This window comes from Paracoccus nototheniae (assembly GCF_004335005.1).
In the GTDB taxonomy this organism is placed as follows: Bacteria; Pseudomonadota; Alphaproteobacteria; order Rhodobacterales; family Rhodobacteraceae; genus Paracoccus; species Paracoccus nototheniae.
Window position 1 is genome coordinate 1 of the sequence record NZ_RQRT01000086.1, and the last position, 13,393, is coordinate 13,393.

At 66.8% G+C, this 13,393-nt stretch carries 11 protein-coding genes; 5 read left to right on the forward strand and 6 right to left on the reverse strand.

All coding sequences use genetic code 11. From position 1 onward, the window contains the following. Nucleotides 1-252 precede the first annotated feature (252 nt). Nucleotides 253-999 carry an SDR family NAD(P)-dependent oxidoreductase gene (locus EG885_RS19715; RefSeq protein WP_131578054.1) on the forward strand — a complete coding sequence of 249 codons (747 nt, stop codon included), beginning with the start codon at nt 253-255 and terminating at the stop codon, nt 997-999. Between the two features lie 40 nt (nt 1,000-1,039). On the opposite strand, the gene EG885_RS19720 is transcribed toward EG885_RS19715, so the two are convergent. Then, the gene (locus EG885_RS19720) at nt 1,040-1,732 is read right to left on the reverse strand and encodes a GntR family transcriptional regulator (RefSeq protein WP_131578056.1); all 693 of its coding nucleotides are present in this window, start codon (nt 1,730-1,732) and stop codon (nt 1,040-1,042) included. A 155-nt stretch (nt 1,733-1,887) separates the two neighbouring features. Between EG885_RS19720 and EG885_RS19725 the strand changes: the two genes are divergently transcribed. The 4 genes from EG885_RS19725 (at nt 1,888) to EG885_RS19740 (ending at nt 7,691) form a co-directional block, all read left to right on the forward strand. Further along, nucleotides 1,888-2,997, forward strand: coding sequence for a sugar ABC transporter substrate-binding protein (locus EG885_RS19725; RefSeq protein WP_207392344.1), 1,110 nt, complete (start codon nt 1,888-1,890; stop codon nt 2,995-2,997). Between the two features lie 65 nt (nt 2,998-3,062). Beyond that, nucleotides 3,063-4,625 carry a sugar ABC transporter ATP-binding protein gene (locus EG885_RS19730; protein WP_165571226.1) on the forward strand — a complete coding sequence of 521 codons (1,563 nt, stop codon included), beginning with the start codon at nt 3,063-3,065 and terminating at the stop codon, nt 4,623-4,625. Continuing rightward, complete coding sequence (locus EG885_RS19735) at nt 4,622-6,739, forward strand: ABC transporter permease (RefSeq protein WP_131578060.1); 2,118 nt, start codon at nt 4,622-4,624, stop codon at nt 6,737-6,739. Before EG885_RS19730 ends, EG885_RS19735 begins: the two co-directional genes overlap by 4 nt. 73 nt (nt 6,740-6,812) lie before the next feature. Continuing rightward, a complete protein-coding gene (locus EG885_RS19740; protein WP_131578063.1) occupies nt 6,813-7,691 on the forward strand; it encodes an SMP-30/gluconolactonase/LRE family protein in 879 nt (292 codons plus the stop codon). Between the two features lie 102 nt (nt 7,692-7,793). Here the strand turns inward: EG885_RS19740 and EG885_RS19745 are convergent, their stop codons facing one another. The 5 genes from EG885_RS19745 to EG885_RS22865 form a co-directional block, all read right to left on the reverse strand. After that, complete coding sequence (locus tag EG885_RS19745) at nt 7,794-8,636, reverse strand: helix-turn-helix transcriptional regulator (RefSeq protein ID WP_131578064.1); 843 nt, start codon at nt 8,634-8,636, stop codon at nt 7,794-7,796. A 280-nt stretch (nt 8,637-8,916) separates the two neighbouring features. Next, nucleotides 8,917-10,341: an exopolysaccharide Pel transporter PelG gene (gene pelG / locus EG885_RS19750; RefSeq protein WP_131578065.1), complete on the reverse strand. Its 1,425-nt coding sequence runs from the start codon at nt 10,339-10,341 to the stop codon at nt 8,917-8,919. Continuing rightward, a complete protein-coding gene (gene pelF, locus EG885_RS19755) occupies nt 10,341-11,900 on the reverse strand; it encodes a GT4 family glycosyltransferase PelF (protein ID WP_131578066.1) in 1,560 nt (519 codons plus the stop codon). The genes pelG and pelF overlap by 1 nt, the downstream gene beginning before the upstream one ends. Continuing rightward, nucleotides 11,897-12,736: a hypothetical protein gene (locus EG885_RS19760; RefSeq protein WP_131578067.1), complete on the reverse strand. Its 840-nt coding sequence runs from the start codon at nt 12,734-12,736 to the stop codon at nt 11,897-11,899. The genes pelF and EG885_RS19760 overlap by 4 nt, the downstream gene beginning before the upstream one ends. Next, nucleotides 12,729-13,393: hypothetical protein (locus EG885_RS22865; protein ID WP_165571227.1), on the reverse strand; the 665-nt coding region annotated here is incomplete at its 5' end. The genes EG885_RS22865 and EG885_RS19760, both read right to left, overlap by 8 nt.

The window sequence follows — 13,393 nt, forward strand, 5'->3', positions numbered from 1 at the left end:
GCCCCCCCAGATGCGGCGGGCTTTGATGCCGCCCGCTGGCTGCGCGACTGGCTGCGCGCCAGGGGCTGACGGGGCAGGGTCGACGGGGCAGGGTCGACAGGGCGGCACTGATCGGCCCGCCCGATGGGTTCCATCAGGCGTTCCGGGCTGCCGGACCCCGCCATCCCGTGCCAATCATCACCCAAGACCCGCAGACCGGCCGGCCCTTGCGCGGCGGTCCTTGCGCCCCATCCCCGATCCGGAGGCCTTGGCATGACCCAACCCGCACTCAGCCATCAAGGGCGCGTCGCGCTGGTCACCGGGGCGGCCCGGGGCATCGGGCAGGCGATCGCGCTGAAGCTGGCGGCGCAGGGCGCGCGGCTGGTGCTGTTCGACCTTGAGGAACCCGCCGCGACCGCGCAGATGATCGGTGCGGAAAGCGTGATCATGGCGGGCGATGTCACCGATCCGCAGGATTGGGCGCGCATCGACCGACTGGCCCAGCTGCGTTTTGGCGGCGTCGATATCGTCGTGAACAATGCGGGGATCGGGCGCGACACCCGCATCGACGATCTTGAATTCCAGCAGTGGCGCAAGACCTTTGCCATCAATCTGGACGCGCATTTCCATAGCGCCAAGCAGTTCGTCCCGCAGATGCGGGGGCGGGGCTGGGGGCGGTTCGTCAATATCTCGTCCAACTCGATCGGCATCGCCATTCCCGGGATGAGCCATTACATGGCCTCGAAGATGGGGGTGATCGGTTTCGTGCGCGGGCTGGCCAATGATGTGGCCGACAGCGGCATCACCGTGAACGCGGTCCTGCCCGCGCTGACCAACACCCGCCTGACCCAAGACATGCCGGAAGATGCCAAGCGCCAGACATGGCAGCAGCAGGCGATCAAGCGCTTTGCCGAACCCGCGGATATCGCCGGGGCGGTGGCCTTTCTGTCCAGCGAAGATGCGTCCTTCATCACCGGTCAGGCGCTGCCCGTGGATGGCGGGCAATACAAGATATCGTAAGGCGGGGTTCCCGGGGATGCGCTGCGCCGGGCCTTGTGAATCAGACCCGCTGCGTGCGTTCCTGCCCCGTCCCTTCGGGGCCGAGCGTCTGGCAGATCACCTGATAGGCGCCCTCGATATCGGCGCGCAAGGCGGCCACGGCGGCATCGGCATCGCCCTGTTCCATCGCCTCGAACAGAGAGCGGTGATGCAGGTTCGACACCCGGGAATGCCCGGATTTGTGCAGCAGGTGGAACTGCGGATTGATGCGCAGCCAGATGGTCGAGATGATGTCCAGCAGCAAGGGCGACCCCGCCTGCCGGTAAATGGCAAAGTGGAAGACGTAATTGGCATGGATGAATTCGCGGACCAGCCCGGCGGCCTCGATCTCCTCCATGGTGGTCAGCATGCCCGACAGGCGGCGCAGAAACGCCGGGTCGGCCTGCTCGACCGCCCACCGGACCGCCGTCGCCTCGATCTCCAGCCGGACGCGGCGCAGATCGGCCATTTCCCCGGCGGTGATCAGCGGCACCCCGATGGACCGGCCCGACACAACGGTCAGCGCGCCAAGTGCCATCAGCCGCGAAATCGCCTCTCGCACCGGCATCGGACTGACATCAAGCGCCTTGGCGATCCGCGCCACCGTCACCGATTCACCCGGAGCCAGTTCGCCGCGCAGAATCAGGTCGCACAGCTTCTGGTGCACCTGCGACTGCAGGGTTTCGCGTTTCAGGGGTGTGACGCTTTCCAGCATGGACGGTTTCCTTCGTTTCCCCAGCAATACACGGCTTTCAGCGGGACAAAAACAGGTTTTGACTTTTGATCAAAGATATCGGATCATAAATTTGAAGCGTCATTTTGGGAGAGATGGCAGTTTCAGGGACCGATACGCCTTGGGAGGGATATGTGTTGAACAGGATTTTGAAAGGTGCCGTCTGTGCGTCCGCCCTGATCGCCGGAGCGGCGCAGGCGCAGGACGCGCCCTATGACGTCTATCTGTCGATGAGCTATATCGGCAATGACTGGCAGGCCGAGGCCGCCAATATGGTCAACGCCCTGGCGCTGAGCGTCGATTACGCCGACAAGGTCAAGTTGCAGGTGCAGGTCGCCGGACCCAATGCGCAGCGCCAGATCCAGCAGATCAATGCGATGGTGCAGGCGGGCGCGGATGCGATCGTGGTCTATCCGATCTCGCCCACGGCGCTGAACAGCGTCGTGAAAAGCGCCTGCGACCGGGGCGTCGTGGTGATCGCCTATGACGGCGAGATCACCGAACCCTGCGCCTATAACGTGACCATCAATCAGGCCGAGGCGGGGCGCATGACCGCCGAATGGCTGGTCGAACAGCTGGGCGGCGAAGGCGACATTCTGGCCGTCACCGGCGTGCCCGGCACCTCGGTCGATACCGCGCGCACCGCCGCCGCGATGGAGGTCTTTGACGCGCACGAGGGCATCAACGTCGTCGGTCAGGCCGTCGGCATGTGGAGCCAGGCGGTCGCGCGGACCGAACTGAACAAGCTGATCGCCACCCGCGACTGGCCCGAGATCGACGGGCTGTGGATGCAGGTCGGCTGCTATACCGCCAATGCCATGCAGATCGAGGCGGGCATCGCGCCCGAGGATCTGCTGCCCTGCGCGGGCGAAGGCTCGAACGGCGGGCGCATCCAGATGCTGCCCGTGGGCACCGAGGTCGAGGGTGCCGCAAGCCCCTATATCCCGATGGGTGCGCCGCGCATCTCTTATGCCGCGCCGCCCTATTCGGGGGCGATGGCACTGAAGCTGGCCGTCGATATCCTCGAGGGCGGGCAGGTCGAAAAGCTGACCGAACTGCCTTTGCCGCTGATCACCAACGACATGGTCCAGCTGTGCGAGACCGGCAGCTGGGACGAACAGAAGGCGGGATGCAACGCCTTTCAGCCCGGCATTGTGTCGAATCCCGGCTGGTTCGCCTCGATCTTTTCCGAAGAGCTGCCGCAGCTGGGGCTGAACGCCGCCCTTGTCGGGCAGCCGGAATACTAAGCGCTTTCCCCGGCGGCCACAGGCCGTCGGGGACGCCTGATCCCCCTTATCAATGGCGAGGCGTCATGTCCGATCGCATGGAAACGGCTGCGGCAGTCGAGGTCATCGGCCTGTCCAAGGCCTATGGCGCCACCCGCGCCAATGCCGATGTCAGCTTTTCGGTGGCCCCCGGCACGGTCCACGCCCTTTTGGGTGAAAACGGCGCGGGAAAATCGACCACGATGAAGCTGCTGTCGGGGTTGGTCCAGCCGGATACGGGCACGATCCGCATCGACGGCCGCGATGTCAGCCTGCGCGGTCCGCGCGATGCCCATGCCTGCGGCGTGCAGACCGCGTTTCAGGAACTGACGCTGGTGCCGGACCTGACGGTTCTGGACAATATGCTGCTGCCCCGGGCGCCGCTGACGCCCTTTGGCATGCTGAACCGTGCCCGCGTCCGGCGCGAGGTGGCCCACCATTTTGCCGCGCTGGATCTGCAGGTCGATCCCGACGCGCTGGCGCGCGATCTGAACCTGGCCACCCGCCAGAAGATCGAGATCGCCCGCGCCCTCTATCGCCGCCCCCGGGTGCTTTTGCTGGACGAGCCGACCTCGGCCCTGTCGGGCGGGGATGTGGACTGGCTGGGCCGGATCATCGAGGATGCGAAGGCGCAGGGGATTACCGTCCTGTTCATCTCGCATCGCATGCCCGAGGTGCGGGCCTTTTGCGACACGCTGACGATCCTGCGCAACGGGCGGTCGATCCATTCGGCCAGCGTCGCCTCGGTCACGGATGCCGAGGTGGTGGAGATGATCATCGGGCGGTCGGTCGAAAACGCCTTTCCGCCCCGCCGCCCCCTGCGCGACCGGCGGGGCGAAACCCCGGTGCTGGCCGCGCGGCAGCTGTCGGCGGGACGCAAGCTGCGCGGTCTGAACCTGTCGCTGTACAAGGGCGAGATTCTGGGCATCGCCGGGCTGCAGGGCATGGGGCAAGAGGCCCTGTTCCCGGCCCTGTTCGGCGAGGAACCCGTGACGGCGGGCCATATCGAACTGGACGGCACCCCCCTGCATCTGCGATCCGCCGCCGATGCGCTGCATCCTTCGGTCGCGATCGGGCTGGTCCCCGAGGAACGCAAGACCGAAGGGCTGTTTCTGAAACTGCCCGGTGCGCAGAACGCGACCCTGCCGGTGATCGGGCGGTTCCATCGCGGGCCGCTGCTGGATGGCGACGCCGCCGCGCGTGCCGCCGCCGGGGCCTTTCAGGCGGTCGAGGTCGATGCGCGGGCGCATTATCTGCCCGTAGGCGCCTTTTCGGGGGGCAATCAGCAAAAGATCGTCATCGCGAAATGGCTGGTCGCGCAAAGCCGCATCCTGTTGCTGTTCGATCCGACGCGCGGCATCGATGTCGGCACCAAGCAACAGCTGTATGCGCTGCTGCATGCCTATGCCGAAGCGGGCGGCGCGGTGCTGTTCCATTCGACCGAGATCCCGGAACTGGTCCATTTGTGCGACCGGGTGGGGGTTTTGTACGAAGGCCGCCTGTCGCGCTGGCTGGAGGGGGACGCGCTGACCGAAAGCGCCATCATGAAGGAAACGCTTGGCGGCACCGATCCGCTGGCCTTGCGCGCCGCACAGGAGATGTCCGCATGACCGACACGTCGACGCGCCTTGCCGGCCCGGCCAAACGCAATCCCGCCCCGCAGAAGAACGCACCCCCCCGCGCCGCGCAAGGCCCGGTCGCGCGCGGCTTGCGATCGGCCCGGCGCAGCCAGTCGGTCATCGTCGCGGCTTTGGTCTTTCTGGGGCTTTTGTGGCTGAATGCCGGGCTCAGCCCTTATCCGCTCAGTTATTTCGACATGTCGTTTCTGGCCAGCGGCGGGGCGACCACGGCCATCGCGGCGGCGGGGCAGACGCTGGTCATCCTGTCGGGCGGCTTCGATCTGTCGGCGGGGGCGGTCGTGTCGCTGGTCAATGCCGTGCTGGCCACGCAGATGGACCCCGCCGACATGGAGGCATCCGTGATCCTGTGGACCGTGATCGGCATCGGCATCGGCGCCTGTGTCGGCGCGGTGAACGGGTTCTTCGTCGCGGTGATGCGGTTGCAGCCCATCGTCGTGACGCTGGCGGTGATGTTCATCGTGCAGGGCATCACCCTGCTGGTGATGGCCACGCCGGGCGGGTTCGTCGCGCCGTCGCTGGCGGCGGTCTATCTGGGCGATGCGATCCCCGGCCTGCTGCCCGCGCCGGTGCTGCTGCTGGTGGTTCTGGTGGTCTTGTGGATGTGGTTCAAGCGCACGGCCCTTGGCATCACCCTCTATGCCGTGGGCAGCGACCCCGAGGCCGCGCGCGCCACCGGCCTGCGCAGCCGCATGACGGTGTTTCTGACCTATGTCATGGCGGGCGGGATGTATGGGCTGGCGGGCGTCTTCGTCAGCGCGCAGACCGGATCAGGCGATCCGTTGGTGGGCAATTCGCTGCTGCTGCCGACCTTTGCCGCCGTGGTCATCGGCGGCAACCGGCTTGGCGGCGGCAAGGGCGGCATCGTGGGAACGATCATCGGCGCCTATGTGCTGATGATCGTCGTCAATCTGCTGCTGTCACTGAACGTGTCGGCCTATTACGCGACCATCGCGGAAAGCGGCGTGCTGCTGGCCGCCGTGCTGGCCGGGTCCATGTCGTCGGGCAGCGTGCTGTCGCGGCGCATCCGCGATGTCGCGGCCTCGGTCCGGGCACGGGCGGCCGGACGGCTGGCCAGCCAGCGACCGGCCAATGATCGCAGGCTGGCCTTCACCAGCCCCGCCGAGACCGCGCCGGAGCTGAGCGTTCGCCAGCGCCATGGGCATAATCTGCGCTATGCGCTGCCCGCCTATGGCTGCCTGATCGTGGTGCTGATCGTGACCCAGATCGTGCTGGGCAATGTGTTCGGCAATCTGCGCTATTGGGATTCGCTGATGGTCTTGTCCTCGTTTCTGGTGGTGCTGGCCTTGGGGCAGGGGGCGGTGATCCTGACCGGAGGTCTGGATCTGTCCGTGCCATGGGGCATCGCGCTGTCGGGCGTGTTGCTGACCGGACTGGTCGGCGGTCAGGATGTCGGCCTGTGGACGGCGGTGCCGCTGGTCATGGCCGTTGCCGTGGCGGTGGGGCTGCTGAACGGGCTGGGCGTCGTGGCGCTTGGGCTGTCGCCCATCGTGGTGACGCTGGCGATGAACGGCATCCTGCAGGGCATCGCGCTGATCTGGTCGGGGGGCACGCCCTCGGGCTTTGCGCCTCCGGCGCTGCGCTGGTTGATGACCGGCAAGATTGCGGGGATCACCCCGGTGATCGTCTTCATGGCCGTCTTTGTCACCTGCGCGATCCTGCTGCTGGGCCGCACCGCCTTTGGTCGCCGGATCTATGCGGTGGGCAACAGCGAACGCGCGGCACGGCTGTCGGGGGTGCGCACGGGTCGGGTGATCGTGTCGGTCTATGTCCTGTCGGCGCTGTGCGCGGCGCTGGTCGGCATCCTGCTGGCCGGGTTCTCGGGGCAGGCCAGCCTGGGGATGGGCGACGATTACCTGCTGCCCTCGATCGCGGTGGTGGTGGTGGGCGGTGCGCTGATCACCGGCGGGCGCGGGCATTTCGCGGGCATGCTGGGCGGCGCGCTGCTGCTGACGGCGCTGCAGATGCTGCTGGCCGGAACCGCCCTGCCCACGGCCTTCCGCGCGGTGTTCTTCGGTCTGGTCATTCTGGCCGCCGTCATCGCCCTGCGCGATTCCAAAAGCTGACGCCCGGGGGGACGCAAACGAACCGCCAGCCCGCCATGATCCGCCAATTTCCGACCTGAACAAAGGATTTGCCATGAAGATCGACATTCTGCTGGACGTCAAGACGACCCTGGGCGAGGGCCCGGTCTGGGACGTGGATCAGCAACGGCTGTATTTCATCGATTCGATGGATGGCCGGGTGTTCCGCTGTGCGCCCGACGGCACCGATCTGCGGGCATGGGACGTGCCGGGCAAGATCGGGTCGATGGCGCTGCGCAAGGACGGGCGGGGCGCGATCGTGTCGCTGGACAAGGGGTTCTGGCTGCTGGATTTCGCCTCGGGCGAATGCGAACTGCTGCATGATCCCGAACCCGATCTGGCCAGCACGCGGCTGAATGACGGCAAATGCGACCGGGCGGGACGGTTCTTTGCCGGTTCGATGGACATGATGGAGGAGGGGCCCAAGGGATCGCTTTACCGCGTCGATCCGGATCTGAGCGTGACGAGGGTCGAACAGGGCATCATCTGTTCGAACGGCCCTTGTTTCAGCCCCGACGACAAGACCTTCTATTTTACCGACACCTGGAGCGGCGAGGTCTGGGCCTATGATTACGACATCGCGACGGGATCGCTGGCGAACCGGCGCTGTTTCGCCAAGGTCGATACCGCCAATGGCGGGGCCGCCGATGGGGCGACGGTCGACGGCGAGGGGTTTTACTGGATGGCGCTGGTCTATGACGGGCGGCTGTGCCGCTTTGCCCCCGACGGCTCGCTGGACCGCGAGATCCAGATGCCGGTCAAGAAGGTCACCTCGGTCCAGTTCGGCGGGCCGGATATGGATGTCCTCTATGTGACCTCGATGGCCAAGCCGCCCTTGCCGCGGTTTCCCGGCGACGGCGTGCTGCGCGGCAGCCTGTTCGCGATCACCGGGCTGGGCGTGACGGGCGTGCCCGAACCGCGTTTCGGGGGCTGAGCCATGGCTCGGGCCGCCGCAGCCTGTGGTCAGACAGGCGGCGGCGACCCCGTCCGTCCGATGATCGGGTGCTGCGGGCCGCGTTGCGCGGTGGTCCCGTCCTCAGGCCTTGGCCAGCGCCATTCTGGCCGACGGCGCGGGTTGCCCGGCATCCGGCGGCAGCATGGCGGTCTCGGTCTGGACGAAGGCCGAGGCCCGCAGCGCGACCTGCATCCGGTTCTTGGCGCTGAAATGTTTCATCAGCTCTCGGACATAGACCTTGATTGTCGCCTCGGTCAGGTTCAGGTGGCGGGCGATCTCCTTGTTGGTCTCGCCCTTGGCCAGAAACTCCAGCACCTCGATATGGCGCCGCTTGGTCAGCGCGTCGCAGCGTTGGGCCAGGGGGCTTGCCGGGACTGGGGTCCGGTCGCGTTCGCCCCATCGTGCACGACCCGCATCGACCGGCGCCAGCCGCACCGGCTCGGGGGCCGGGGCGCGGTGATCGTCCAGATGGCGGATGCGCGAGGTCGCCCCCACGACCCGTGGCACGGGCGATGCGGCCAGCGAATGCGGGTGATAGGTGCCGCCATTGATGATGAACTGAATGGCCGCGATCGCGACGCTGGCGGGCATCGTGGTCGGGATGAAACCCTGCAGCCCGGCATCGATGGCGGCGGTGATCTCGGCATTGTCGGCGACATCGGAGAACACGATCAGCGGGCTGCCGGGCGAAATTCCCCGCAGCCGGGACAGCGTTCGTGCGACGCAGGGGTGGTTCAGCGACATCCCGCCGACCGGAAAGACACAGGCCGTCATTGCCGGATCGGGCAGATCCGCCAGCTGGTCCGGGTCGGTGGCGATGTGCAGATCGACCTGGGACCGTTCGGCCCACGGTCCCAGAAAGGCGGCGAAGGCTGCTGCGCGCAGCTCGTTCGGATCACAGAGAAATAGCGTATAGGAGTTCATGGATATGGGCCCCCGATAAAGCGGTTACTGTCAAAAAGCGATCAGGCTTGCGCATCGTCAGGCTTGGCGTCCGATCACGATAATATTAAGACTTTAGGGGGGTGATGTCGCCAAAAAATGCACCATTTAGTTTGGCTTATGGCAAATAATAATAATAACGTGCAGACATAACAGAATAAACGGCACGGTTTATCTTGTCAGAATTGCAAGCGTCTTTATTGAAATCAACCTTAGGATTTGCGCACCCAAATAATTGCTGACGTTATGGGCAGGTTGCGAATCATTTCTGGTAGAGTGAATCGTTCTCGCCCAGAAACAGGTGATAGTCGTAATCCAGCAGCGCGCGATAGGCCGCGTAAAGCGCCACCGCCCCCGCCGCCAGCGCGCTGATGAAGAAGGCATAGGCGGACACGCCCACCGCCAGATACAGCGCCACGCTGAGCGTCAGGTTCAGCAGCAGGAACGCCCCTTGGATCAGCGCGAAATGCCGCGTCCGGTTGGCCACCAGCAGCATCGCGCAGCTGAGAAACATCACCGCATGGAAAAAGCAGCCGATGAACCCGATCCGCAGCATCAGGAACTGATCGAAGCTGAAATCCAGCGACCGTTCCAGCACGGGCGACATCAGCACCAGCCCGATGGTCACCGCCGATTGGACAATGACGATGGTGAAGACCCCCGACCAGGCGACGCGGACCAGATCCTGCACGGCTTCGCGCAGCAGGGCATGGGTGGCGCGGGCCGCCAACGCGGCATGGACGCGGTCGATGGCGGCGATCAGATCGCCGTGGTGAAAGATCAGCAGCGCGGCAAAGCTGGGAATCACCGACAGATGGGCCAGAAACATCACGCTGTCATAACCGCTGGCATGCAGATAGCCCGCAGCCGATCGGACGCCGTCGGGGCCGAACCAGAACACCCATTTGTCGATCCACACCCCGCAGATCGCAAACAGCACGCCCCCGCACAGCACCGCATTGCCGCGCAGATGCTGCAGCAGATCCAGAAAGGTCGCGCCCAAGGTCAGCCAGCGGCAGGCAAACAGCCTTTGGACATGGCGCACCGACAGGGCCACGCAAAAGGCCAGCCCGACGGCAAAGCACCAGATCAGGATCTCGGTCGTGGGGCCCCGGGTTGCGGCGGCCATGGCGCAGGCGACCGACAAGGCCATGCCGCCGGTAAAGGCCGCGATCAGGAACCCGAAGGCGCGCACGGCGGCCAGCACCGCAAAACTGGTCCATAAAAGCGCTGCCGTGCCGGTCAGAAAGACGAACCCGATGGCCACGCCCGTCGGGCCGATCCCAAGGGCCAGACAGGCCAGCACCGCGATGACCTGCGCCACGGCCGAGGACAGGGCTGCGGCGGACAGGAACAGTTCCGCCACGCTGCCGGTCTGGCCCGCCTCGATCGCGGCCGAGACGCGGCGGGCGGCGATGGCGCCGATGGGACCGGCGGCCAGCGGCGCGATGCAGAACGCATAGACGACCGTCAGGCGCAGATCCTCGACCGCCGCAAAACCCATCACCGGCGTCATCGTCACCGAAATCAGCGCCAGCGCGATGACCGAGACCAGCCACGGCCCCGCCGCCACGATGACCGCCGCCCCAAGCCGGGTGACCGAAGCCAAGAGCGGGTCCGTCATGACCCATCGCGCCTCGCGGGCGATGGCCGTCAGCTGATCGCCTCGGCGGGCCGTGCCGGACATCAGGCCACCAGCTCGCGGTAAAGATCGGCATAGCGGCCCGCCGAAATCTCGGAGGTGAAATAGGTCTGCACCCGGCGGCGCAGCACCGCCCCACAGGCCGCGCGCAGGGCCGGATCGGCCATCAGCTCGACGATCGCCGCGCCGATGGCATCGGCGTCCATCGGCGCCGCGACGCGCCCGGCAAGGCCAAGGCGGGGATGTTCATCGGGGGCGCCCTCGATGATCTCGCGGCATGATCCGACATCGGTGGCGACGCAGGGGATGCCCGCCGCCCCCGCCTCCAGCAGGACAAGGGGCTGCGCCTCGCTGATGCTGGTCAGGACCAGAACGTCGATGACGGGCAGATAATCCATGATATCGACCTTGCCGGTAAAACTGATGGTATCCTGCAGTCCCAGTTCTGCCACCCGGCGCTGGCAGAGGGCGTGATAATCGGGGTCTTCGTCGGTCGGGCCGATGATCAGCACCCGCACATCGGGGATCGCGCGGCGGACGAGGGCCGCGGCGGCGATATAGGCCTCGATATCCTTGATCGGCACGACGCGCCCGATCAGCGCCACCGTGGGGCGGCGGCCTGCCGTCTGCGGGGTGATGGCCGCGAATTTCTGCAGCGCGATGCCGTTGGGGATGACGCGCATCTTGGCCTCGGGGACGCCCAAAGCGCGCTGGAACGACTGGTTCGCGCCATAAAGCGTGGTGACCCGCAGACAGCCATCATAGGCGATGCGGGCAAAGGATTCGAACGTGTCGATCCAGAACCGCCGCACATCGCTGCGCGCATCGCCCCCCGACAGCCCGCTGTCGATCGTGTCGGCGATCCAGTCCGCCATGACCAGATCGATGCGCCGTTCATTGGTATAGATGCCATGTTCGGTGATCGCCGCCGTGCGCCCCTGCGCTCGCGCCGCGCGCACCGCATAAAGCCCCGCATAGCCGGTCGAGATCGCATGATAGGTCCGCGCGGGCGGCACCGGCGCCGTGGCGATGGCCAGCAGACTGCCCGCCAGATTGCGCCATGCCCAAAAGAAATCGCTGAACGACGCCTGAGGCGCGATGCGGGCGTAACATTCGGTCAGCGCCTGCCATGCGGCGGGCGAAGATGTCAGGTCACTGTAATTGGGCGGCTCGGCGGCGCGGACAAAGCCGAAGGGCTGGCGCCGCACGGGTCTGACCAGCAGGGCGGTCAGCGCGTCGAAGGCCGCAGCCTCTCCCAGATGCAGCACGCGGTACATCAGATCGGCCAGCTGCGCCCCGTCGATCTGCGGATGGCGCAGCCCCGGCTTGCGGGTCCGTGGCGCCAGGGGCAGCACCTGAAAGGTCGTCACATTGGCGGGCAGGTCATAGCGCATCTGGCGCGGGCGTTCATCGGCGACGATGGCCACGACCGCAAAGCGGGTATCGGGCTGCGTGCGGATCAGCCAGTCCAGCCAGGACGACACCCCGCCTGCCACGAAAGGATAGCACCCCTCGACCACCAGACAGACATCGACCGGATCGGTGGCCGAATCGAGGACCGGGGCGTGCAGGGGCTGGGACTTGGGCTGGAACTGGGCGGTCATCCGACGCCTCCGCAGGCATAGCGGCGCAGGCGCGGGGCCTGCAGCAGGGCCGGGCGAAAGGGCTGGGGCGCCTGCGCCGGCGGGATGGCGGCCCGGTCGTCGTCAAGCCGCTGCGCCAGAGCCAGCAAGCGCGCGCAGGTGTCCGTATCGACAAAGCCCGAGCCCGCGACGGCGCGCAGCTGCGTCGGATCGGCGGCTCCTGCCGTTCCGGCGCGGGCCAGCAGCGCCTTGGCTTCTTCGCCATAGCTGCCACGCAGCCGGGCAAAGACCGCGGCCGCCTGCACCCTCAGCGCTGGCACGGGCGAGGCCAGCGCCGCCATCAGCGCGGGCCGCATGTCGGGATGATAGCTGCGCGAGATCGCGGCAATCGCCTCTTGCTGCTGGGACAGGGTGCCATGGCTCAGGCGGTCCAGAAGGCCCGGCGCCTGTCCGGGCGGCAGCGGGTGGCGGCGGCCCTGCCGGATCTGGTCGTAGATCGCATCGGCGGCGTCGCGGGGCGCGGTCTGGCGCGGGCGGGGCTGGCGCAGAGGCCGGTCCAGGGCCGAGGCGGCGGTGGTCGGAGCCAGGATCAACAGGACCGGTCCGCCGAACGGGCCGAACATCACCAGAATGACCAACCGCACGGCGACAAAGGCGGGATCGTCGCGACAGATCAGCCGCGCGGCGCCGCCAAAGGCCGCCACCCCTGCCAGATGACAGGCCAGCACAGCCAGTGCCGACAGATCCTGCGCCACCCAGCCCATGATCAGGACGATATCGCCAAGCGCCACCAGCCCGGCCAGAATGGCGGGACCAGAACCAAGCGTCAGGGGCCGTGCAGCCGTCCTGTCAGCCATGAACGGCACGACCGGGACGGGTCAGGACGGCGCGATCCTCGGGCAGGCGCTTGTCGCCGGGGGCGGGGTCGGTGCCACCCGCATCGCGCGGTTCGCGGTCGCCACCACCCTCGGCCACCAGCGCCAGAATGGTGCCGGGCGCATCAGGGGCCGGGGGCTGCGCATCGGGTGCGGGGGGCAGCAGATCGGGGATCGCGTCGCCCCGGTCCGCAGGTCCGCTGATCTGGCCCAGGGGCTGACCGGCACCGGGCGCGCGCGTGACTGCGGCCAGTTCGGCGCGGGCGACAAAGGCGTCCAGCCGGTGGATTTCCCCGGCCAGCACAAGATTCACCTCGCGCAGGCGGTCGCATTCGCGCGCCATCGCCCGTTCGCGGTTCAGCTGGCCTTGACGGTAAAGGCCGATCAGCAGCGCGACGACCAGCCATTGCGCGGGAACGCTGGCGATATCGCCGTAATGTTCGGTGATATCGACACCCACCGGGCGGGTCGGCCAGTCCATCATCATCGTCGCCAGACCGACGATCGACAGGCCGACAAGCAGCCCGTGCTGCACGGCGGCCAGCAGGATCACGATCCAGAACGGATGCCAGGCGAGCCCCGAGAAATAGCCCTCGCCGAACAGCAGCCGTTCGGACAGATCGATGGCCAGCAGCAGAA

What these genes read in the sequence shown, in the direction of transcription:
- EG885_RS19715 (WP_131578054.1), top strand. Translation starts at nt 253, where the DNA reads ATGACCCAACCCGCACTCAGCCATCAAGGGCGCGTCGCGCTGGTCACC.
- EG885_RS19720 (WP_131578056.1), bottom strand. Translation starts at nt 1,732, where the DNA reads ATGCTGGAAAGCGTCACACCCCTGAAACGCGAAACCCTGCAGTCGCAG.
- EG885_RS19730 (WP_165571226.1), top strand. Translation starts at nt 3,063, where the DNA reads ATGTCCGATCGCATGGAAACGGCTGCGGCAGTCGAGGTCATCGGCCTG.
- EG885_RS19735 (WP_131578060.1), top strand. Translation starts at nt 4,622, where the DNA reads ATGACCGACACGTCGACGCGCCTTGCCGGCCCGGCCAAACGCAATCCC.
- EG885_RS19740 (WP_131578063.1), top strand. Translation starts at nt 6,813, where the DNA reads ATGAAGATCGACATTCTGCTGGACGTCAAGACGACCCTGGGCGAGGGC.
- EG885_RS19745 (WP_131578064.1), bottom strand. Translation starts at nt 8,636, where the DNA reads ATGAACTCCTATACGCTATTTCTCTGTGATCCGAACGAGCTGCGCGCA.
- pelG (WP_131578065.1), bottom strand. Translation starts at nt 10,341, where the DNA reads ATGTCCGGCACGGCCCGCCGAGGCGATCAGCTGACGGCCATCGCCCGC.
- pelF (WP_131578066.1), bottom strand. Translation starts at nt 11,900, where the DNA reads ATGACCGCCCAGTTCCAGCCCAAGTCCCAGCCCCTGCACGCCCCGGTC.
- EG885_RS19760 (WP_131578067.1), bottom strand. Translation starts at nt 12,736, where the DNA reads ATGGCTGACAGGACGGCTGCACGGCCCCTGACGCTTGGTTCTGGTCCC.